Source organism: Streptomyces sp. NPDC048288 (assembly GCF_043201555.1).
Classification (GTDB): Bacteria; Actinomycetota; Actinomycetes; order Streptomycetales; family Streptomycetaceae; genus Streptomyces.
Genome location: NZ_JBICZD010000005.1, coordinates 523,722 through 543,546, shown reverse-complemented (window position 1 = coordinate 543,546; position 19,825 = coordinate 523,722). Strand labels below are relative to the sequence as shown.

Here is a 19,825-nt window from a genome sequence, read left to right as displayed (position 1 = left end):
CTCCCTACGAGCCGAAGAAGCCGTCGATGTAGCTCGTCTCCGCGAATGTCTGGCCGACATCGCCCACCGTGATGGTGGAGGCGTCGCCGGTCTTGAAACTCGACTTCGAGAACTTCGACAGGTTGTCGCTCGTGACGAGCGGCGGGTTGATGACGATGTCCGAGGCCTTGACCCCGTCACCGTCGAGCATGTGCTTGGCCACCTGGACGACGGCCTTGGCCAGGCCGTCGGCCGGGTTGTACAGGCCGACGCCCTTGTAGCTGCTCTCGTTGGCCGCCCAGTACGCCACGCCGCCCTTGGTGAGGCCGTTGTCGGCGACCGGCGCCACGGTGACGTTGGACTTCTGGAAGGCCGAGATGATGCCGGTGGTCATCGGGCCGCCCTCCAGGACGCCGCCGATGGTCTTGGTCGGGTTCGCCGCCAGGTACTGCTGGACCTTGGTCTGCGCCGTGGTGGGCGAGAAGTCGGTGTAGATCGAGTCGTCCAGCGTGATCCCGGAGCACTTCGCCAGCGCGGCCTTGGCGCCCTTGAAGGTGTCGGTGTCGATCGGCACGCCCTTGATGCCGTGCACGCCGAGGATCGTGCCCTTCCCGCCCATCGACTTCGCCAGGGCGGCGGCCTGCGCCTCGCCCGCCGCGAAGGCGTTGGGCACGACGTTGACGGTGTTGGCGTCGGCCACGTTGTTCAGCACCGAGATCGACGGGATGCCGGCCTTGGCGGCCTTGTCCACGACCGACTCGAAACCGGCGGCCAGCGGCTGGTAGATGATCAGGTCGACCTTGTCGGTGATCAGCTGGTTGAACTGCGAGATCTGGTTGGTGACCTCGTTGGTGGACACCAGGTCGATGACCTTGTAGCCCTGTGCCTTGAGGTACTTCTGCAGCGCGGTGTTGATCAGCGTCTGGTAGGGGTTCACCAGCTGGGACTCGGAGATGCCGACGGTGATCGTGCCGGACTTCTTGCCCTCCCAGTTCGCCCACGCGCTCTTCTGCACGGTGCCGGAGTAGCCGCTGTACGCCGCTTCGTACTCCGAGCCCAGGGCCTTGATCAGACCGGCCGAGTCGTTGAACTTCGCCGCCGGGACGGTTCCGCAGGACGAGGACGAGGAGTCGGAACCGGCACTCGTGCTGTCGGAACTCTTCTTGCTGCAGCCCGCCGCGGTGACGGTGAGCAGGACCGCGGCACAGAGAGCGCCCGAGATCCGGACTGTGCGGTTGCGGTGCGTCGTGGCGGTGGCCGCGGTCGCTGGTCTTGCGGTCATCGTGGGGACTCTCCTTTGAGCCTGTGCGAGTCGGCGCCGGGGTCACGGAGCGAAACGGCCCGACTAAATTGCACGGCAGCGTAAGAAGTGCCCGAAACGACGTACAAGGTCCGCAGTCATCGAGCCTGGGGATGGGAGGTATACCGGCCCGGTGCACACCCCCCGTCCGGCGCGGGCCGAACCCGTCGTCCCGCACCACGGAGAACACCGGTTTCGTTGCGATCGCGAACGCCGGCGTCGACGTCTGTGAGGCTCCTTCGCTACTCCTGGGATCGGCCGCGGAGCGTCGCGAGGGCCAGCAGTGCCGAGAACAGTGCGGCCGACCCGCAGACGACGAAGCCGACCGAGTATCCGTGGCCGAGGGCTTCCAGGGCGAGCGGGTGCAGTTCGGCCAGTTTCGGTGACGCCGCCGAGGCACCGTTCACCGCGAGTGGGCCGCCCTCTTCCAGTACGGCCGTGCCCGCGCCCTTCAGCGCCTGCGGCAGCGCGGAGTCGTGCAGGGAGTCGGAGAAGCCGCTGGCCGCCCGGCTCAGGGCCACCGCGCCGATGACGGCCGGGCCGAGGGTGAAGCCGAAGTCCCGCAGCAGGTTGGTGGTGGCGCTCGCCATGCCGGCCAGGTGCACCGGCACGGTGTTGACGGCCGTCGCCGTGATCGACGTGACGGTGATCGCGAAGCCGAGGCCGACCAGACCGAGCGGCAGGATCAGCGAGGTGAAGGCGGTGTCGGTGATCGGCAGCGTGGCCGCCCGGTAGTCGCCCGCCGCGATCAGCAGCAGCCCCGTGCCCAGCAGCAGTCCCGGCGCGACGGTTCTCAGCAGCCGTTCCGTCAGCGGCAGCATCACCAGGGTGATGCCGTTGAGCAGGACGAAGGCCATGGCCGTCCGCATCGGGGCCTGGTCCTGCACCGGGCCGAGCCGGATGCTCACCGAGTAGGCGGTGCCCAGGAAGGCGAACATCCCCACCACGGCCACGACCGAGGCCACCGCGAAGGCGCGGTTGCGGAACAGGTCGAGGCGCAGGAGCGGGGACTTGGCGCGCTTCTCGGCGAGGACGAAGGCGGCGAGGAACGCTGCCGCCAGGACGAAGGCGGTGACGATCGTGGGCGAGCCCCAACCGTCCGTGGGGCCTTGGATGATGGCGTAGAGCAGGGAGAACAGGCCCAGACCGATGGTCAGTTGGCCCGCGAGGTCAAGTGACCGCCCTTCAGGAGCACTGGAGTCGACGGCGAAGAGGGAGCTGACGACGGCGCTGGCCGCGGCCACGGCGAAGACCACGACGAAGGACCACCGCCACGAGCCGTAGGTGGCGGTGACACCCCCGAGCAGCGGGGCGAGGAACCCGCCGGTGGAGAGCAGGGCGGCCCACAGGGCGATGACCCGGGCCCGTTGCGCGGGCGAAGTGGTGCCGGCGGCCAGGATGGCCAGCGAGGTCGGGAACAGGCACGCGGCACCCAGACCCGCCAGGGCCTGTCCGGCCCAGAGCTGGTGGACGCCGGAGGCGGTGGCGCTGACCAGTTCGCCCACGGCCAGCAGCGCGGCGCCGCCGATCAGCAGCCGTTTGCGGCCGAAGAGGTCGCCGAGCAGGCCGAAGGTCAGCTCCAGCACGGCGACCGGCAGCAGGAAGGCGTCGGAGATCCAGGTGAGCTGCGAGCCGACCGGGTGCAGGTCGGACTGGAACAGGCCGTTGAGAGTGGCCGGTATGGCCAGACCGATCTGGGCGAGGCAGACGGCGAGGAGACCGGCGACCAGCGTGCCGGTGGTCAGACCGCGGCCGACGGCCGCCGTTCTTGCGGAAGGTTCGGTCGTCATGGACACAGCGCCTCCTGAGGTGTGCGAGCCGGGGATGTGAGGTGAGGTGAGGTGAAGGTGGATCGGAATCAGCGGGTACCGGTGAGCCGGCCCGGCCGGTAATCCGTGAAGGCGGCGCCGCCGAGGTCCAGTCGCTCCGCGCTGTGCTGGAGTTCGGCGCTGGTGGCGGAGTTGTCCCAGTGACCGGTGTCCAGCCGGTGTTCCACGGCGTGCAGCCCGGCGACGACTTCGGCGGTGGTGAAGTTGCAGTGGCTCTGGCGTGCCACATAGGCCTGTCGCAGCCGCGCGGAGTCTCCGGCCCCGCGCACCCGGCCGGCGAAGGCCGACTCCTGCTCGACGGGCACGAGTTGGTCGGCGATGGTGTGGATGTCGAGCAGCGGCACGGCCAGTCCCTGTCCGGCCGTGGAGGTCCGCTTCAGATGAGCCACCGCGGCCGGGTCGGCCGAGATGTCCGCACCGCGGGTGAGCCGGTTCAGGTCCGTGCGCAGGTCGAGCCCGGCGTCGCGGTAGAGCGCCCTGACCTGCTTGGCATGGCTGGACTTGTGCAGCAGGCCGGCGTAGTCGACGCCCTTGTTCCAGGACGTGTTGCCGCCGGCGGACTGCTCCACCGACCAGCGCGCCGGGACGATGAAGCCGAGCAGGCCCTGGGCCAGCCATGCGTACTGCTGCTGCTCCTGGCCCGCGAAGTCGTCGGGAGCGGGCGGCTGTTGGCCCGGAGCCCAGTCGGTCAGGTTGAGGAAGGCGGCGGCCAGGGCGATGCGGGCGCGTCCGGTGGGGGTCTGCTGTGCCGTCTCCACGGCCTGGGTGAGCCGGTCGGCCAGCGCGCCGGCGTCGGCCTGGCCCTCCAGGTTCACGAGCCTGTCGGCGTCGGCCGGGTCGAAGAACGTGGCCAGGGTGTACTCGGCGTCCAGCTGGTAGTTGTCCAGGTCCACGCCGCCCGCGACCAGGCCGCACAGGCCGAGTGAGCCGTCGACGCGTCCCGCGCCGTCGCGGGCGATCCGGGCGTTGACGAGGCCGCCCATGGACTGGCCCACCGAGATGACCCGGCTCGGCACGCCGACCTGCCGGCGGAAGGCGGTGAGCGCGGCGAACTGGTCCCGCTCGGCCGAGTCGAGCGCCCACATCGAGCCGTCCGGGTCGTAGGAGGAACCGACGAGGGCGTAGCCGGCGTCCAGCAGGGCCTGGCGCGCCGCGGCCGACGGGGCGTCGGCCGCGGTGGTCGGTCCGAAGCCGTGGCTGAAGAGCAGCAGGGTGCCATTCCACTGTGCGGGTTCGTCCGCGATCCAGGTGGCGCCGTCGGACAGCGTGCCGGAGTAGTGGTCGGGCGTCGCGGCCCGGGCGACGGTGGCCGGTCCGATCAGGGTGGCCGCGAGGGCGGTCGCACAGGCGGCGGCAAAGGTCGAGAAACGGGGTCGGGGCATGACGGCGGCTCCGCGAATCGAGGGGGGATCGGGGGGATCGGGGGGGGACCGAGTGGGAGGCGCGAGCGGAAGAGCGCTGCGAATGTAGGGCTCTTTTTTCATCGCCGTCAATGGAATGCCCAATATTGAGTCGGGCGGTGCCGCGTTCCGGACGCACAGGTTCGCGCGCGGGCGGCCGTTCCCGGCGTCCGGCCAGGCCGCGGAAGACGGTCTCTGCCGCGGGCCGGGGCCACCCAAAGTCCGTTCTGCGGTGAGCCGAAGCCCGCCCGGATCAGCCGGACGCGGTCCCTGCCGTCCATGAGCACCTGGACGGCGTGCGCCGTCAGCCCGAAGTAGGTCTTCCAGCCCTGACGTCGGCGGTCCGGCAGACCCCGTCCGACCATCCGGTTCTAGTCGGGGAGCCGCTCCAGCGTCGCCGAGATGCCCGCCCGGTCGGCCACGTCGATCAGGGCCTGGGCGAGCATGGAGCGGGGTTCGCGGGCCGGGAGGACCAGGCCGATGCGCTCGGTGCGGACGGGCCGGACCAGGGGTACGGCGCGCATGCCTGGGGGGACTCCGAAGACATGCAGCCAGGCGTGCGGTACGACGCTGGCCCAGTGTCCGGCTCTGACCTGTGCGAACAGGGACGCGATGGAGTCGGTCTCGACTCGCGGTGTCACGGTCACTCCCGCGGTTTCGAACACCGCGTCGAGCACTTGGCGGCCCTGCATCATGGGGTGCAGCAGGCACAGGGGGTACTGGGCGGCCTCCTCCCAGGAGATCTCGGCGGGGCCGGAGCCGGGGGCGGGGCGCTGGGTCAGCAGGACATAGCGTTCCTGGTAGAGCGGCAGGAACGTGAAGTCGTCCGCGGCGACGGAGCTGTGGTAGGTGACGGCGGCGTCGAGTTCGTACGTGCGCAGCCGGTTCACGATGTCCGCGGCCTGCAGGTCGGCGAAGACCTGGACGGTCGTGAGCGGGTTGGCCGCGCAGAACGGCTGGGTCAGCAGCGCGACGGCCGTGGACGCGGTCGGAACGGTGCCGATGCGGAGCCGGCCGGTGAGCCCGGCGCGCAGTGCCTGGATCTCGCTCTGCATCGCGTCGCGGTCGGCGAGGATGCGCTGAGCCCACAGGACGACCCGCTCGCCCTCGGGTGTGAGGCCGTCGAATCGGCGCCCTCGCTGGACGAGCGGGATGCCGAGTTCGTCCTCCAGCTTGCGGATGCCCTCGGACAGGGTCGGCTGGGAGACGTAGCAGGCCCGGGCCGCCTTCGCGAAGTGGCGGGCGCGGGCGAGGGCGACGAGGTATTCGAGTTGGCGCAGCAGCACGCCTCAATGATCCCTTGCGGCCCGCCGTGCGGTGCCGGTCACGCGGCCGTGATCGGCGGCGCCTGTCAGCCGATCGGAACTTCCGCTTTGACCTGCCCGGAAGCGCTGCCGAAGAGTGGGCGGGAACAGTGGGCGGGGTGTGCCTGGCCCGCGCGGGTCCAGGGGCGTGGTGTGCGATGCGGGATGTCGGCGAACCGGATGAGGCCGAGCTGTCGGTGACGGCTCCCAAGACGTGGGCGACCGGTGCGCCCGCCGTCGTACACGCCTTGCAGTACGCGCTCGGGCAGACCTCGCCGAAGCGCACCGCGCTGACCTTGCTGAACATCAACCAGACCAAGGGCTTCGACTGCCCGGGCTGTGCCTGGCCGGAGCCCGGGCCGGACCATCGCCACCGCAACGAGTACTGCGAGAACGGTGCCAAGCACATCGGTGACGAGGCCACCTCCCGCCGGGTGACCGCGGACTTCTTCCGGCAGTACTCGGTGGACGAGCTGAGCCGGAAGTCGGACTACTGGCTCAACCAGCAGGGCCGGCTGACCGAACCGATGGTGCTGCGCGAGGGCGCGACTCACTACGAGCCGATCGGCTGGGACGGCGCCCTGGACCTGCTCGCCGACGAACTGCGCGCCCTGGACCACCCGGACGAGGCGCTCTTCTACACCTCCGGCCGGCTGGCGAACGAACCGGCCTTCCTGCTCCAGCTGTTCGCGCGGGCCTTCGGCACCAACAACCTGCCGGACTGCTCCAACATGTGCCACGAGTCCAGTGGTTCGGCGCTGAACGAGACCCTGGGCATCGGCAAGGGCAGCGTCAGCCTGGACGACCTGTACGACTCCGATCTCGTCTTCGTCGTCGGGCAGAACCCCGGCACCAACCACCCGCGCATGCTGTCCGCGCTGGAGGAGACCAAGCGGCGCGGCGGGCGTGTCGTCGCCGTCAATCCGCTGCCCGAGGCGGGACTGCTCCGCTTCAAGCACCCGCAGAAGGCACGCGGGATCATCGGCCGCGGCACGGACATCGCCGACCAGTTCCTGCAGATACGGCCCGGGGGCGACCTCGCCCTGTTCCAGGCGCTGAACCTGCTGCTCCTGGAGGCCGAGGAGAAGGAACCGGGCACCGTCCTGGACCGGGACTTCATCGAGGCGCACACCACCGGCTACGACGCCTTCGCCGAGCGCATCCGGGAGACGTCCTGGGACGCCGTCCTGGAGGCGACCGGCCTGAGCCGGGACGAGATCGAGCAGGTGCACGAGCGGGTGCTGGCCAGCCGTAGTGTCATCGTCTGCTGGGCGATGGGGCTGACCCAGCACAAGCACGGCGTGCCGACCATTCGCGAGGTCGTGAACTTCCTTCTGCTGCGCGGCAACATCGGCCGCCGGGGCGCGGGCGTGTGTCCGGTCCGGGGGCACAGCAACGTGCAGGGCGACCGGACCATGGGCATCTGGGAGCGCATGCCCCAGCCCTTCCTCGACCGGCTGGGACGGGAGTTCCGTTTCACCGCGCCGACCCAGCACGGCCTGGACTCCGTCGACTCCATCCGGGCCATGCTCGACGGCCGTGCCCAGCTGTTCGTCGGAGTCGCGGGCAACTTCGTGCGGGCGTCGCCCGACAGCGAGGCCACCGAGCGGGCGTTGCGCAACTGCCGTCTGACGGCGCACATATCGACGAAGCTCAACCGCTCCCACGCGGTGTGCGGACGCACCGCCCTGATCCTGCCGACGCTGGGGCGCAGCGACCGTGACGTCCAGGCCGGCGGTGAGCAGTTCATGACCGTCGAGGACTCGATGAGCGAGGTCCACGCGACCCGCGGCCGGCTCGCCCCGGCCTCCCCGCACCTGCTCAGCGAGGTGTCGATCATCAGCCGGCTGGCCCGCCGGGTCCTGGGCTCCGGACCGGACATCCCCTGGGCGGACTTCGAGGCCGACTACGACCTCGTCCGCGACCGTATCGCCCGAGTCGTCGACGGCTTCGGGGACTTCAACGAGCGGGTCCGGCGGCCGGGCGGCTTCCGGCTGCCCAACCCGGTCAACGAGAAGGTGTTCCGCACCCCCGCCGGGAAGGCCGTCTTCACCGTCAACGACTTCACGATGCTGCAGGCACCGCCGGGTCACCTGGTGCTGCAGACGCTGCGCTCGCACGACCAGTGGAACACCATCCCGTACGCGATGGACGACCGTTACCGGGGCATCAAGGGCGGCCGGCGTGTCGTCCTCGTCAACCGCGCCGACCTCACGGATCAGGGCCTCGACGACGGCAGTCTCGTCGACCTCGTCAGTGTCTGGACCGACGGCTCCGAGCGCCGCGCCGACGCCTTCCGCGTGGTCGCCTACCCGACGCCCCGGGGCTCCGCGGCCGCCTACTACCCGGAGACCAACGTCCTGGTGCCCCTCGACAGCGTCGCGGACATCAGCAACACGCCCACGTCGAAGAGCGTGATCGTCCGCCTGGAACGAGCCACCGCCCCGACACCGGCCTAGCTCCTGCCCCGCCGACGTCCACCGACGTCCCCTTGCCACGTCGGCACCAATCCCACCCTCTCGGCACTCACGTCCCGCAAGGAGAACAGCGATCTTGCCGAACGCATCGCCGACCTGAACGCCCGTCGGGCACCGACGGTGGCTCCGGGCAGGCCGAGAAGACACGGGGAGTTCGGCGCCTCGCACATGTTCGTCACCGGGCCGGACGTCATCGAGGCGGTGAGCGGCGAGCGCACCAGCGCCGAGGAGCTGGGCGGCGCCCGGGCCGGCAACACCCCCAACGGCAACGCCCACTGCCTCGCCGCCGACGAGGAGGACGCCCTGGAGACCGCACACCACAGGTCGTCCCAGCGCCCGAACTCCTGCGTGACGAGATCCTCGGCGCGTGAGGCGCCGCGACCGCCGCCGGGACGGCCGTAGTGATCGGTGCGGCACTTCACCTTGCTGACTCCGGGGTGCGGGGCCGCCCGAACAGCGTCAGGACGTCTGGGCCTCCGTCGTGGCGGATGTCTGGGCTCGGTAGGCGGCGAGAAGCCGACGGAGAGCGTCGATGCCTTCCTTGGTGCGCGCCGGTCCGTCGGAGGTGACCTGATGGAACACCAGGCCTTCGAGGGCCGCGAAGACGATCTCCGTCATTTCCTCGGGCACGTCGAAGCAGGCCAGCGCCTCGCGGACGGCGTCGCGGTAGGCGTCGTAGAGCATGTCGACGTGGCGGCGCAGTTCCGGGCGCCGGTTCGATTCGAGCTTGAGCTCGTACTGGAAGGCCTGCAGATCGGGGTCGGCCGCGATGAAGTCGGCCAGGGTCGCTGCGAAGTCCTCCAGTCTGCCGCTGGCGGGAACCAGCGAGGAGGTGTCGATGCTGCGCGTGACGCACCACCGCAGGGCCTCTTCGAGCAGGGTGTCACGTGAACCGAAGTGGTGGGCGACCAGCCCGTGCGTGACGCCGGCTTCGGCGGCGACGGACCGGTAGGTCAGTTTGCGCAGGCCGCCCCGGGCCACCACGCTGACGGCCGCGGCCAGCAGCGCGTCGCGTCCTTCGCCGTAGCCGGGCCTGATGTCCCGGCCCGTCTCACCGTCCTGTTCCGACGCGGCGGTCACGTACCCCTCCTGTGCCTGTGTGATCCTCCGACCCCAATCTATCCTATTGACAAGTTATCCAGATGGATAGATTCTCGCTGTGCCGCACGCTCTCTATCCACTGGAGTCCCCATGGCCGTCCCCGAAGGATTGAGCACCACCCCGTTCGCTCCCCGCTACGCCGACCGTGTCGAGGAGTGGATCGACGTCTACGGCAACGCGGTTCCGCTGGCCATCGGCGACCCGGCCGAGGAGTACGAGGCCGTCCGCACCGCCGTCGGCGCCTCGGAGTACTCGATGCTCTACAAGTGGCATGTCGAGGGCGAGCAGGCCGTCGCCACCGTCGACGCCGTCTTCTCACGGAGTGTCAGCGGGCTCGGCGCCGGGCGTATCGCGTACGGGGTCGTGGTCGACGCGGACGGCATGATGCTCGACGACGTGACCGTGGCCGTCCTCGCGCCCGGCCATGTGGTCGTCACCGGCGGCAACCCGACCACCCAGCAGGCGCTGGCCGCGCACGCCCCCGCCGGCACGACGGTCACCGAGCGCCGCGACGAGTACGCCGTCCTCACCCTGCAGGGCCCGCGCAGCCGCGCCGTTCTGCGGCGCCTCACCCACGCCGATGTCTCCAACGAGGCCTTCCCCTACTACACCTTCCTCCAGGACACCCTCGTCGCGGGCATCCCGGCGCAGGTCAGCCGGCTCGGCTTCACGGCCGAACTCGGCTACGAGATCCAGGTCGGGCGGGAGCGCGCGCTGGAGCTCTGGGACGCGGTCCTCGAAGCCGGGGCGGACCTCGGCATCCGGGCCTTCGGCGCGCTCGCCCTGCTGACCTGCCGCACCGAGGCCGGGATGATCATGGGGGAGCTGGAGTACGACCACACGGTCACGCCGTTCGAGTGCCGGATGGGCTGGGCGCTGGACTTCGACAAGGGACCCTTCCAGGGCCGGGACGCGCTGCTGGCCAAGAAGGACAGGGTGACCGGACGTGTCGTCAGTGTCGTCGTGGACGCCGCGCCGGAGGCCGCCGAGGGGGCCCGGCTGGAGCTGGACGGCCGGGACGTCGGCCACGTGACGATGGCGGTGCCTTCCCCGGTTCTCGACGGCGCCACCCTCGGGCTGGCCCGCGTGCACCGCGACGCCGTGAAGTCCGGCACCGCGCTGACCGCCGTCGCCGCCGACGGCTCCCAGGCCGACGCCACGGTCCGGCCCACGCCCGTGTACGACCCCGAGCGCGCCCGCGTACGGGCCTGAACCAGGAGGCCAGAGCCATGCAGCGCTACATCGTGACCGTGAGCTGCCCCGACCAGCCGGGCATCGTGCACGCGCTCTCCGCGGGGATCAACGAGAGCAAGGGAAACATCCTGGAGAGCGCCCAGTTCTCCGATCCCGGCACCGGGACCTTCACCGTACGCGTGCTCCTGGAGACCCCGCGGGCCGATGCCGAAGGCCTGCGGGACGGGCTTGCCCTGCGGCTGGCCCGCTTCGACCCCGTACTGTCCCTGCGGCCCGAGGAGCAGCGCCGGCGGGCGCTGCTGATGGTGTCGAGGTTCGACCACTGCCTCGTCGACCTGCTCTACCGCTGGGACCTGGGCGAACTTCCCGTCGACATCCCGCTCGTCGTGTCCAACCACCCCGACCTGGCCCCCGTCGCGGAGCGGTACGGGATCCCGTTCGTCCACCTCCCCGTCACCCGTGACACCAAGCCGGAGGCGGAGGCCGAGCTGCTGCGGCTGGTGACGGAGCACCGGGTCGACTTCGTGGTGCTGGCCCGGTACATGCAGGTCCTCTCCGACGACCTGTGCCGCAGGCTGTCCGGCCGGGTCATCAACATCCACCACTCCTTCCTGCCCGGCTTCAAGGGCGCCAAGCCCTACCACCAGGCTCACGAACGGGGCGTCAAACTCATCGGCGCCACCGCCCACTTCGTCACCGCCGACCTGGACGAGGGTCCGATCATCGAGCAGGACGTCGTCCGCGTCGGACACCGCCACACCGCGCCGGAGCTCGTCTCGATCGGCCGGGACGTCGAGCGGATCGTCCTGGCCCGGGCGGTTCGGCTGCACGCGGAGGACCGCGTCGTCCTCACCGGCTCCCGCACCGTCGTCTTCTCCTGACGACCGCACCGGGAAGCCCCTACCGAGAGGCCCGTACGACATGACCACCGCGACACTGCTCGACGGCAAGGCCGCGGCAGCCGACATCAAACGTGAACTCGCCGAACGTGTGGCGGCGTTGAAGCTCCGAGGCATCGCCCCCGGCCTGGGCACCGTTCTGGTCGGCGACGATCCCGCCAGCCGTTCCTACGTCGGCGGAAAGCACCGTGACTGCGCCCAGGTCGGCATCGCCTCGATCCGGGTGGAGTTGCCCGCCACCGCCACCCAGGCCGACGTCGAGGCCGCCGTGCTCCGGCTCAACGGCGATCCCGCCTGCACCGGGTTCATCGTCCAACTGCCGCTGCCCGCCCACATCGACACCCACGCCGTACTGGAACTCATCGACCCGGCCAAGGACGCCGACGGGCTCCACCCGGCCAACCTGGGCCGCCTGGTCCTGGGCATTCCGGGGGCGCTGCCCTGTACCCCGCGCGGCATCATCGACCTGCTGCGGCGCCACCGGGTGCCCATCACCGGACGGCAGTTCTGCGTCATCGGCTGCGGTATCACCGTGGGCCGCCCGCTCGGTCTGATGCTGACCCGCAGCACCGAGCACGCGACCGTGACCCTGTGCCACGAGGCAACCCAGGACACCGCGGCCCATGCCCGGGTCGCCGACGTGGTCGTGGCGGCGGCCGGCGTGGCCCATCTGGTCCAGCCGGACTGGATCAAGCCGGGCGCCACGGTCCTGTCCGTGGGCATCACCCGGACCGTGGAGGGCATCCTCGGCGACGTCCACCCGGACGTCGACCAGGTCGCCGGCTCACTCGCCCCGCCGGTCGGCGGGGTGGGGCCGATGACCCGCGCCATGCTGCTGACCAACATCGTCGAGGCCGCTGAACGCGGTTCGTCCTGACGCACGGCTTCGGGCCGGGCCGAACAGGCCCGGCCCGAAGCCGTGTTCCACGCTGTCGCCTCCCGGGCCGACGCGCGACGGCGGCTCTGCTAGGCACGGCCGGCGTAGTGCGCGTAGCACTCCGCCGGGTCCCCTTCGTAACTCCACGGCCAGGGCGCCACCAGCCCGTCGACGGCGGAGAAGACAGGGCCCGCTTCACGCGCGCGGCCCGCCCTGCTCAAGGTGTAGGCGAGCAGCCCCAGATCGGCCACCGCGGCCGCGTGGCGCAGCCGACCAGGGGGCATCCAATGGGCCAGGGCCTGGTCCAGCCATCGCGCGGTGTGCGGTTGCGCCCAGTACTGGCCGATGCCCAGCGTCCGCGTTCCGCCGGCGTCCAGGTCCCGGTGGTACTGCCGGACCGCGGCGGCCAACGGCAGGCATGCCGTCGGCGCGCCCGGCGGCATGACCGCGACGACGTCGTCGAGGAAGTCCCGCAGCGCGGCCTGGCTTCCCTGCTCCTCCGGGGAGAGGTAGCCCAGGATCTGCAGATGCGCCTCTCTGTGCCATGGGTCGCGGGCGTGGATCTCCTTCCAGACGGGGGTGAGTTCAGAGGTCGGCCGTCCCAGGATCCGTACCGCCGCCAGCGCTCCCACCCAGGGGGTCGGATCGCCCGGGCGGATCTCGGCGGCGCGGCGGCAGGTCGCCAGGGCGCCCCACGGATCGGTGGCCAGCTCCGACCAGGCGGCCAGGACCAGCGCGTCGGGATCGCGCGGCCGGTGCTCACGCCAGGCGCGGGCCAGCGCGGGCACCGCGTGCGCGAGAACGCCGACCCGGTGGGAACGGCGGTCCCAGTCGTCTCCCGTGTCCCTCAGCAGCCGCTCCACCTGGGCGACCGCGAGATCCTGCGGACCGATACCGCGCGTGGCGGCGATACCTCTCAGCACCCGGCCCAGCGGAACGTCGTCCAGTTCGGGGGCGAGGCGTGGTTCGTGTTGTCTGCGACTGAAGAGTGCCATAGCTCCGAATATGTTATTTGATTCCAAACGATATGATGGGTGCGGAGCAGTCATCACGTTCACGGGCCCCGAGGCCGGTTCGTGAACCCAGGAAGGAGCCCGCCGTGCGCGCACTCGTCATCCAGCACGACCACGCGACCGACCCCGGCCCTGTCGGGGCCCGGCTCGTGGAGCGCGGATACGACCTGACGGCCATGACGGTGGTGCCCGAGGAGCGCCACCTCACGCCCGACGTGACCTTCGACTTCCCCTCCCCCGACGGCTGGGACCTGGTCGTGTCGCTCGGCGCCCCCTGGTCGGTGTACGACGAGTCGGCGATCGGCACCTGGATCGGCGGCGAACTGGCCCTGCTCCGCAAGGCCCACCACTCGGGCGTCCCGATACTCGGCGTCTGCTTCGGCGCACAGGCCCTGACCTCCGCGCTCGGCGGTTCGGTCGCGGCATCGCCGCGCCCCGAGATCGGCTGGGTCGAGGTCGACACCGACGATCCCGCGATCGTCGGCCCCGGCCCGTGGTTCCAGTGGCACTACGACCGCTGCCTGCCGCCGCCCGGGGCCGAGGAACTGGCCCGGAACTCGGTGTGCACCCAGGCGTTCCGGCTCGGACGCAGCCTGGGCGTGCAGTTCCACCCCGAGATCACGGCCGAGACGGTCCGCCTGTGGCTGGCGCTCGACGGCACGGAGCAGTGCCTGCGCCAGGGCGTGGACCCCGGTGAACTGGTCACCCGGACCCAGGAGTTGGAGGGAACGGCCCGGACGAACGCCCGCCGCCTGGTCGACGGGTTCCTCGACCGGGTGGCGCTCGCGGCGGACTGACGGGCGCGCAAGGCTGACACAGGGAAGTCCTCCGTGGACCGGTGGCAGTCGGGTGTGGCCGACCGGTCCCCGGGGGAGCGGGAACCGGTCGGCCACGCCGGGGGGGGAACGGAACTCTCAGCCCCGGGCCGTTGCCCTGTCGCGCGTCACGCGGGCGGCGACGACGCCGAGGATCAGCACCGCCGGGACCGTGGCCTGGAGCCAGATGGCCGTGGTCCGGTCGCCGCCGATGAGCGTGGTGAAGTTCTCGACGATCAGCCAGATGGCACCCGCGATGCCGAGCGCCCCCAGGACAGGGGCGATCAGCGTGTTCCACGGGCGGGTGTCGGCACCCGAGCGGCGGAAGAAGACGATCACGGACACCGAGGTCAGGAAGTACAGCAGCATGATGCCGAGCACCGCCACACCGCTGAACCAGGAGAAGAGGGTCAGCACCGGGTCCTTGCCCAGGATCGCGAACGGCATCACCAGCAGCACGGAGATCGCGGTCTGTACGATGCCGGCCGCCCAGGGCGAGTGCCGCCGGTTGATCGCGGTCAGGCCGTGCGGCAGCAGCCCTTCGCGGCCGAGGGAGAAGAGATAGCGGTTGGCGGAGTTGTGGAAGGCCAGGATGCCGGCGAAGAGGGAGGTGGCCAGCAGGATCGGCAGCACGTCGTTCGCCCAGCCACCGAAGAGGTCGGCGATCGGCGCGAAGACGAACGAGGTGGCGTCGCCGCTCTGCAGCGCCTTGCCCGCGTCGGCGGTGGCCCGGGACGCACCGTGCGCGGAGATCAGCATCCAGGACACGAAGGCGAAGAAGCCGGTGACCACGGCGACCGACACATAGGTGGCCCGGGGCACGGTCTTGCGGGGCTCGCGAGCCTCCTCGCCGTAGATCGCGGTGGCCTCGAAACCGAACATCGACGCCACGGCGAACATCAGCGCCACCCCCGGAGCGCCCTTGAGCGCGGCGGACGGTGAGAAGCTGTCCGTGAAGCCGAGCCCGGCGGGCCCGCCGCCCTTGACGAGGGTCACGACGGCGAAGGCGATCAGGATGCTGAACTCCGCCAGCACGAAGACCGCGAGGATCCTGGCACCCATTTCGATGCCGGATGCGCCGAGCACCTGGACGATCACCATGGTGACCAGGGTCCAGACCCACCAGGCGATATGAACGTCGCCGTAGTGCTCGACCAGGCCGCTCACCGTGGCGCCGTAGAGCCCGTACATGGCGGCCTGGACCGCGCAGTAGGCGAAGAGGGCGACACCGGCGCTGCCCGAACCGGCCGGGCGGCCGAGCCCCTTGCCGATGTAGGTGTAGAAGGCTCCGGCGTCCACGACATGCCGGCCCATCGCGACGAATCCCACGGAGAAGAGCAGGACGACGAGGCCGGCCGCGAGATAGGCGGCGGGGACCCCGGCACCGTTGCCGATGCCGACGGCGATGGGCACGGCCCCGGCGATACCGGTCAGCGGCGCCTGGGCGGAGAGAACGAAGAAGAGGATGCCCAGGACACCGAGAGAGTCGGGCTTGAGCCTGCCTGCCATGGATGCGTCTTGAGCGGCTTGCGTGGAGACCGCGGTCTGACTGTCCACTCGAATCACCTACCGGGGACGGAGAGGGGCGAAATTTCGTTTTAGGCCAAACGAGTTGCCTCATGCTGGGCGGAAACTATCCGTTTGGCAAGGGGTTTGGCCCACATCGGTTCGGCGATCGCCGATTCCCCTCCGCCGCCGGCGATCGCCGCCCGGCTACCCGTGCACCGTGATGGCCTGCAGCGGGCAGACCTCGGCCGCCTCGTACAGCTCCTCGGCGTTCGCCGCGTCCACGTCGGCCGTGTACACGTCGGTCGCGTGCGCCCGCAGGGACAGGCGTCCGTCGTCGTCCAGCGCGAACAGGTCGGGGGCGGCGTAGACGCACTGGCCGTGGTCCTGGCACCTGTTGAGGTCGACTTCGACCTTCATGGCAGCTCCTGTCTCTCGCGGGGGTGGGGGAAGTCAGCGGAAGCGGACGGGGAGGTGGGTGATGGTGCGCAGGAACTCGGTGTGCGCATAGGCGGGTTCGCCGGCGAGTTCGACACCGGCGAACCGTTCGGTGATCGAGCTGAAGACGACGTCGGCCTCGGCGCGGGCCAGGACCTGGCCGGCGCAACCGTGCATGCCGGAGCCGAAGGCGAGGTGCTGGCTGGCGGCGACCGGGCGGGTGTGGTCGAAGGTGTCGGGGTCGGCGAAGACCTCGGGATCACGGTTGGCGGAGGCGATGAGCAGGGCGAGGGCCTCTCCCGCGGGTACGGTCGTGTCGCCGACGACCGTGTCCTGGGTGGCCAGGCGGACCACCATCGACTCCGGGGTGTCGATGCGCAGGATCTCGTTGATGATGCCGGGCCGCGCCTCGGGCTCGTCGCGGTAGGCGGCGAACAGCTCGGGCTTCTGGGTCATCATCCAGATGCCGTGGTTGATGAGGTGCTTGACGTCGAGGTGGCCGACGGCGAAGAACAGGAAGATCGTGTGGACGACCTCCTCCTCGGTCATCCGCCCCTCGCTCTGCGCGGCGACGAAGGCGTCGATCAGACCCTCGCCCGGGTGGGCACGCTTGACGGCCACGAGTCGGCGGGCATGTTCGGCGAACCAGGCGAGGGCCTCCGCCGTGGCCGTCGCCTCCTCCTCGTTGCCGCCGGGGCCGAGGCTGAGCCCGATCTCGTAGGTCTTGCGCTGAATGGCGAGCATGTCGGTCGGCTCGATACCGAAGATGTGACAGACGGTGTCGAAGGTGCACTTCAGAGCGAGCCCGTCGGCCACGTCCAGGACGCCGTCGCCCTTCTCGACCTCGTCGAGTACGGCCGCCACGGAGGTCCGCATCACCTCCGCCCACCCCTCGACCGCCTTGGGCGTGAACCAGCGGTTGGTGATCCGGCGCAGCCGGGTGTGGTCGGGGGCGTCCTTGCCGAGCATCGTGTCGTGGATCGGGTCGGCGGGCCCGAAGTCGAGCTGCTGCACGCTCAGGGTGGGGTTGCGGATCAGCCGGGCGACATCCTCGTAGCGGGAGATGACGTAGAGGCCGGTCGAGTGCCGGTGGACGGGATGCTGCTTCCGCAGCCGCGCGTAGTACGGGTACGGGTTCGCGCGGAAGCCGGGGTCGCGGAAGGGCAGCAGATCCTCGGTCGCGGACGTGGGTTCGGCGGCGGTGACGGTCATGTCGTGGCACTCCTCGTATGGGATGCGAGGGAGAAGAGGCGAGAAGGGGCGAGAAGGGGCCGCCTCGGAACGGGCGGACGGCAGCCCCACCCCGTGAGAATTATCCACTCGGATAGTTTCGTCAATACTTCGCGCCGCCGCGATCGGCTCTTTACTTGTTCGGAATCAAACGAGCCCCCGCCGCTGAGCGACGAGGACCCGTTCTGACCTGCTATTTCGTACAGCCCAAGGCGAGTGGGACTACGCCCCCTCTTCCCTCTTCCGAGTCAGCAGGGACCGCAGCTCCTTCAGTGCGGCCTCGGTGACCTCCGGCTCGCCGAGGACCAGCTGGTGCAGCACCAGCCCTTCGAGCGCCGCGAAGACCAGCCGGTTCAGGGCAGGGGTGGCTCCCTCGGGCAGGATGCGGGACAACTCCCGCTCCGTGGCCTCGAAGTACTCGTTGTACAGCGCACGGATCTGCGGAAGCAGCTCGGGCCTGCGGCGCGATTCGAGCATGAGCTCGTACTGGAACAGTTGCATGTCCGGCTCACGGGTGACCATGTCCGACAGCCCCGCCGCGAAGTCCGCAACATTGCCCGCACCCGGTTCCAGCGCGCTCGTGCTCGCGCTGGTGCGCACCGCATGGGTGAGGGCGGCCTCGATCAACGCGTCGCGCGAGCCGAAGTGGTGCACCACCAGACCGTGCGTGACGCCCGCCTCCTGCGCGACGGCACGGTAGGTGAGCTTGCGCAGGCCGCCCCGGGCCACCACCCGGACGGCCGCGTCGAGCAACGCCTCACGACCGGTCCCGTAGTCCACCCGCTTACGCGGCCCGGCGGCAGGCACCCTGGAGGAATCGCTCATGGGCGCGACCCTACCCGCACTTCGAACGAGACAAAGCAGCCCGTATGGCCACACCGACCCCACCCCCGACATCGGACGGCGTCCCGGCCGGATCGGTACCGCCCGAACTCGTCGGCCGGTTACGGCGCCAACTCGCCTTGGCGGCCGATGAGATGGAGAACGAGGTCCGACGACAAGTACCCGAGTACGGACACTGCCGGAAGGCGCCCTGGAAGGCCGGCTGCGCACCGGTGCGACGGAGGCCCTGACCTTGGACACGGCTGGCGCTCGTCCTCGCACTGCAGGCCGACCCCACCGACTGAAGCTCCTTCGCGCACCTCCCGATTGTCCGCGCCGCATCCCCAAGGACTCCAGCCGTAGATCGTGATCTTGCACGTGAGCACGTGAGCGCGTCAGCGGGTCGGAGCGGCGTCTTCGAGCGAAGTCAGGCCGGATTCGACGAGCTTGGCCGCGCGGCGGACGTCGGCGGTCACCGCCTCCTGGATCTGTGGCGGCGTGTGGGCGCCGTTCAGATGTCTCCCGAGGCTCTGGAACTGGATCGACCACAGTCCGAGCAGGGCGGTTGCCGCGATCTGCGGTTCCGGGTCGTCCGGACTTCCGTGGGTGCGCCGGGCCAGCACCTCGGCCGCGACGGTGACAAGCCGGTCGGTCATGTCCCGGTGGTAGGCCCTCAGCGAGGGCGCGGACCTGGTCAGCGCGCCGAAGCGCCTGATCATGGCGGTGGCGTGGGCGGGGTCGTCCTGCGCGGCGATCCAGGAGGTCATGGCGCTCAACTCGCCGGAGAGGATCCGCAGTACGGCCTCGACCGGAGTGTGGTCCGGGTCGGCCAGGCCGGCCCGCAGGGCGGCCATCGTGGTCTCGCCCCGGTCCAGGATGAGCGATTCCTTGGTGGGGAAGTAGTTGAAGACCGTCTTCTCCGAGACTCCGCAGGCCTGGGCGATCTCTGCTACGCGGACAGCGTCGAAGCCGCGCTCCAGGAACATGTCGGTCGCGGTGTCGGAGAGGCGTTGCCGCAACTGGCGCTTCTTCTGCTCCCGCAAGCCTTCCGCCCCGGACTCCGCAGCCTCCGGGCGCCATGCCGTCCAGTCCACCGTGCTCATGACGCCAGAGTAGTGCAGCAGCAGAATATTTACCGCTACTATAATTTTTCAGTGACTGTACTTTCTGCTTCTTCGTGACCGCTACAGGAGCACCATGAGCGCCATCCACATCGTCCGCGACTACGCTCACTCCCCCGCCAAGGTCTGGCACGCCGTCACCGACCCCGGGCTCATACCGCTGTGGACCGCGACCGGAGCCGGGGCACACCCGGAGGGTTTCACCACCACCGTCGGCGCCCGGTTCCAGTTCATCGCCAAGCCCAAGCCCGGCTGGAGCGGCATCGTCGACTGCGTCGTCCTCGAAGTGGACGAGCCCCGGCTGCTGCGCTACTCGTGGACCGACCCCGGCGGTGGCGAGACCACCGAGGTCGCCTACCGCATCGAACCCCATGGCGGGGGAACGCGATTCACCTACGACCACACAGGCTTCACGGGTGTGGGCGGGTTTCTGATGACCCAGATCCTGGGTCACGTCCGGAGGAAGATGCTGAGCGTCGGCCTGCCCGCCGTGCTCGACGACCTGGACAAGACCTGACCG

General features: G+C 70.2%; 17 protein-coding genes and 1 pseudogene. 7 read left to right on the top strand and 11 right to left on the bottom strand.

Annotation, left to right across the window (positions count from 1 at the left end; genetic code table 11):
• Positions 1-4 precede the first annotated feature (4 nt).
• The 4 genes from ACGFZS_RS21215 to ACGFZS_RS21200 form a co-directional block, all read right to left on the bottom strand.
• Complete coding sequence (locus ACGFZS_RS21215) at positions 5-1,261, bottom strand: substrate-binding domain-containing protein (protein WP_393545046.1); 1,257 nt, start codon at positions 1,259-1,261, stop codon at positions 5-7.
• 260 nt (positions 1,262-1,521) lie between these two features.
• Positions 1,522-3,069, bottom strand: a complete 1,548-nt coding sequence (locus ACGFZS_RS21210; protein ID WP_393796414.1) for an MFS transporter — start codon at positions 3,067-3,069, stop codon at positions 1,522-1,524.
• Between the two features lie 68 nt (positions 3,070-3,137).
• A complete protein-coding gene (locus ACGFZS_RS21205) occupies positions 3,138-4,490 on the bottom strand; it encodes an alpha/beta hydrolase (RefSeq protein ID WP_393796413.1) in 1,353 nt (450 codons plus the stop codon).
• Positions 4,491-4,879: 389 nt separating this feature from the next.
• A complete protein-coding gene (locus tag ACGFZS_RS21200; RefSeq protein WP_393796412.1) occupies positions 4,880-5,794 on the bottom strand; it encodes a LysR family transcriptional regulator in 915 nt (304 codons plus the stop codon).
• Between the two features lie 176 nt (positions 5,795-5,970).
• On the opposite strand from ACGFZS_RS21200, the gene ACGFZS_RS21195 reads away from it, so the two are divergent.
• Both ACGFZS_RS21195 and ACGFZS_RS21190 read left to right on the top strand, forming a co-directional pair.
• Positions 5,971-8,271 (top strand): FdhF/YdeP family oxidoreductase, encoded by a 2,301-nt coding sequence (locus ACGFZS_RS21195; protein WP_393796411.1) that lies wholly within the window; start codon positions 5,971-5,973, stop codon positions 8,269-8,271.
• 174 nt (positions 8,272-8,445) lie between these two features.
• A pseudogene (locus ACGFZS_RS21190) lies at positions 8,446-8,688 on the top strand (carboxyl transferase domain-containing protein); the annotation flags it as partial.
• Between the two features lie 60 nt (positions 8,689-8,748).
• Here the strand turns inward: ACGFZS_RS21190 and ACGFZS_RS21185 are convergent.
• A complete protein-coding gene (locus tag ACGFZS_RS21185; protein ID WP_393796410.1) occupies positions 8,749-9,369 on the bottom strand; it encodes a TetR/AcrR family transcriptional regulator in 621 nt (206 codons plus the stop codon).
• Positions 9,370-9,480: 111 nt separating this feature from the next.
• Between ACGFZS_RS21185 and ACGFZS_RS21180 the strand changes: the two genes are divergently transcribed.
• Genes ACGFZS_RS21180 through ACGFZS_RS21170 form a run of 3 tightly spaced genes read left to right on the top strand, consistent with a single transcriptional unit; the run spans position 9,481 to position 12,360 of the window.
• Positions 9,481-10,602 carry an aminomethyltransferase family protein gene (locus ACGFZS_RS21180; protein WP_393796409.1) on the top strand — a complete coding sequence of 374 codons (1,122 nt, stop codon included), beginning with the start codon at positions 9,481-9,483 and terminating at the stop codon, positions 10,600-10,602.
• 17 nt (positions 10,603-10,619) lie between these two features.
• The gene (gene purU / locus ACGFZS_RS21175) at positions 10,620-11,465 is read left to right on the top strand and encodes a formyltetrahydrofolate deformylase (protein WP_393796408.1); all 846 of its coding nucleotides are present in this window, start codon (positions 10,620-10,622) and stop codon (positions 11,463-11,465) included.
• A gap of 40 nt (positions 11,466-11,505) precedes the next feature.
• Positions 11,506-12,360, top strand: coding sequence for a bifunctional methylenetetrahydrofolate dehydrogenase/methenyltetrahydrofolate cyclohydrolase (locus tag ACGFZS_RS21170; RefSeq protein WP_393796407.1), 855 nt, complete (start codon positions 11,506-11,508; stop codon positions 12,358-12,360).
• Positions 12,361-12,449: 89 nt separating this feature from the next.
• Here ACGFZS_RS21170 and ACGFZS_RS21165 read toward each other — a convergent pair whose 3' ends face one another.
• Complete coding sequence (locus tag ACGFZS_RS21165) at positions 12,450-13,355, bottom strand: hypothetical protein (protein WP_393796406.1); 906 nt, start codon at positions 13,353-13,355, stop codon at positions 12,450-12,452.
• Positions 13,356-13,459: 104 nt separating this feature from the next.
• On the opposite strand from ACGFZS_RS21165, the gene ACGFZS_RS21160 reads away from it, so the two are divergent.
• Entirely contained in the window at positions 13,460-14,170 is a 711-nt protein-coding gene (locus tag ACGFZS_RS21160) for a type 1 glutamine amidotransferase (RefSeq protein ID WP_393796405.1), read from the top strand.
• A gap of 117 nt (positions 14,171-14,287) precedes the next feature.
• Here the strand turns inward: ACGFZS_RS21160 and ACGFZS_RS21155 are convergent, their stop codons facing one another.
• The 5 genes from ACGFZS_RS21155 to ACGFZS_RS21135 form a co-directional block, all read right to left on the bottom strand.
• The gene (locus tag ACGFZS_RS21155) at positions 14,288-15,745 is read right to left on the bottom strand and encodes an APC family permease (protein WP_393796404.1); all 1,458 of its coding nucleotides are present in this window, start codon (positions 15,743-15,745) and stop codon (positions 14,288-14,290) included.
• 156 nt (positions 15,746-15,901) lie between these two features.
• Positions 15,902-16,114, bottom strand: a complete 213-nt coding sequence (locus ACGFZS_RS21150) for a ferredoxin (RefSeq protein WP_393796403.1) — start codon at positions 16,112-16,114, stop codon at positions 15,902-15,904.
• 33 nt (positions 16,115-16,147) lie between these two features.
• Complete coding sequence (locus ACGFZS_RS21145) at positions 16,148-17,344, bottom strand: cytochrome P450 (RefSeq protein ID WP_393796402.1); 1,197 nt, start codon at positions 17,342-17,344, stop codon at positions 16,148-16,150.
• Positions 17,345-17,584: 240 nt separating this feature from the next.
• On the bottom strand, positions 17,585-18,187 hold the full coding sequence (locus ACGFZS_RS21140) for a TetR/AcrR family transcriptional regulator (protein WP_393796401.1): 603 nt from the start codon (positions 18,185-18,187) through the stop codon (positions 17,585-17,587).
• Between the two features lie 392 nt (positions 18,188-18,579).
• A complete protein-coding gene (locus tag ACGFZS_RS21135) occupies positions 18,580-19,287 on the bottom strand; it encodes a TetR family transcriptional regulator (RefSeq protein WP_393796400.1) in 708 nt (235 codons plus the stop codon).
• Between the two features lie 94 nt (positions 19,288-19,381).
• Here ACGFZS_RS21135 and ACGFZS_RS21130 point away from each other — a divergent pair, with 94 nt between their 5' ends.
• Positions 19,382-19,822 (top strand): SRPBCC domain-containing protein, encoded by a 441-nt coding sequence (locus ACGFZS_RS21130; RefSeq protein WP_393796399.1) that lies wholly within the window; start codon positions 19,382-19,384, stop codon positions 19,820-19,822.
• Positions 19,823-19,825: the final 3 nt, after the last annotated feature.

What these genes read in the sequence shown, in the direction of transcription:
- ACGFZS_RS21130 (WP_393796399.1), top strand. Translation starts at nt 19,382, where the DNA reads ATGAGCGCCATCCACATCGTCCGCGACTACGCTCACTCCCCCGCCAAG.
- ACGFZS_RS21135 (WP_393796400.1), bottom strand. Translation starts at nt 19,287, where the DNA reads ATGAGCACGGTGGACTGGACGGCATGGCGCCCGGAGGCTGCGGAGTCC.
- ACGFZS_RS21165 (WP_393796406.1), bottom strand. Translation starts at nt 13,355, where the DNA reads ATGGCACTCTTCAGTCGCAGACAACACGAACCACGCCTCGCCCCCGAA.
- ACGFZS_RS21210 (WP_393796414.1), bottom strand. Translation starts at nt 3,069, where the DNA reads ATGACGACCGAACCTTCCGCAAGAACGGCGGCCGTCGGCCGCGGTCTG.
- ACGFZS_RS21215 (WP_393545046.1), bottom strand. Translation starts at nt 1,261, where the DNA reads ATGACCGCAAGACCAGCGACCGCGGCCACCGCCACGACGCACCGCAAC.
- purU (WP_393796408.1), top strand. Translation starts at nt 10,620, where the DNA reads ATGCAGCGCTACATCGTGACCGTGAGCTGCCCCGACCAGCCGGGCATC.
- ACGFZS_RS21140 (WP_393796401.1), bottom strand. Translation starts at nt 18,187, where the DNA reads ATGAGCGATTCCTCCAGGGTGCCTGCCGCCGGGCCGCGTAAGCGGGTG.
- ACGFZS_RS21180 (WP_393796409.1), top strand. Translation starts at nt 9,481, where the DNA reads ATGGCCGTCCCCGAAGGATTGAGCACCACCCCGTTCGCTCCCCGCTAC.
- ACGFZS_RS21150 (WP_393796403.1), bottom strand. Translation starts at nt 16,114, where the DNA reads ATGAAGGTCGAAGTCGACCTCAACAGGTGCCAGGACCACGGCCAGTGC.
- ACGFZS_RS21145 (WP_393796402.1), bottom strand. Translation starts at nt 17,344, where the DNA reads ATGACCGTCACCGCCGCCGAACCCACGTCCGCGACCGAGGATCTGCTG.
- ACGFZS_RS21195 (WP_393796411.1), top strand. Translation starts at nt 5,971, where the DNA reads ATGCGGGATGTCGGCGAACCGGATGAGGCCGAGCTGTCGGTGACGGCT.
- ACGFZS_RS21170 (WP_393796407.1), top strand. Translation starts at nt 11,506, where the DNA reads ATGACCACCGCGACACTGCTCGACGGCAAGGCCGCGGCAGCCGACATC.
- ACGFZS_RS21205 (WP_393796413.1), bottom strand. Translation starts at nt 4,490, where the DNA reads ATGCCCCGACCCCGTTTCTCGACCTTTGCCGCCGCCTGTGCGACCGCC.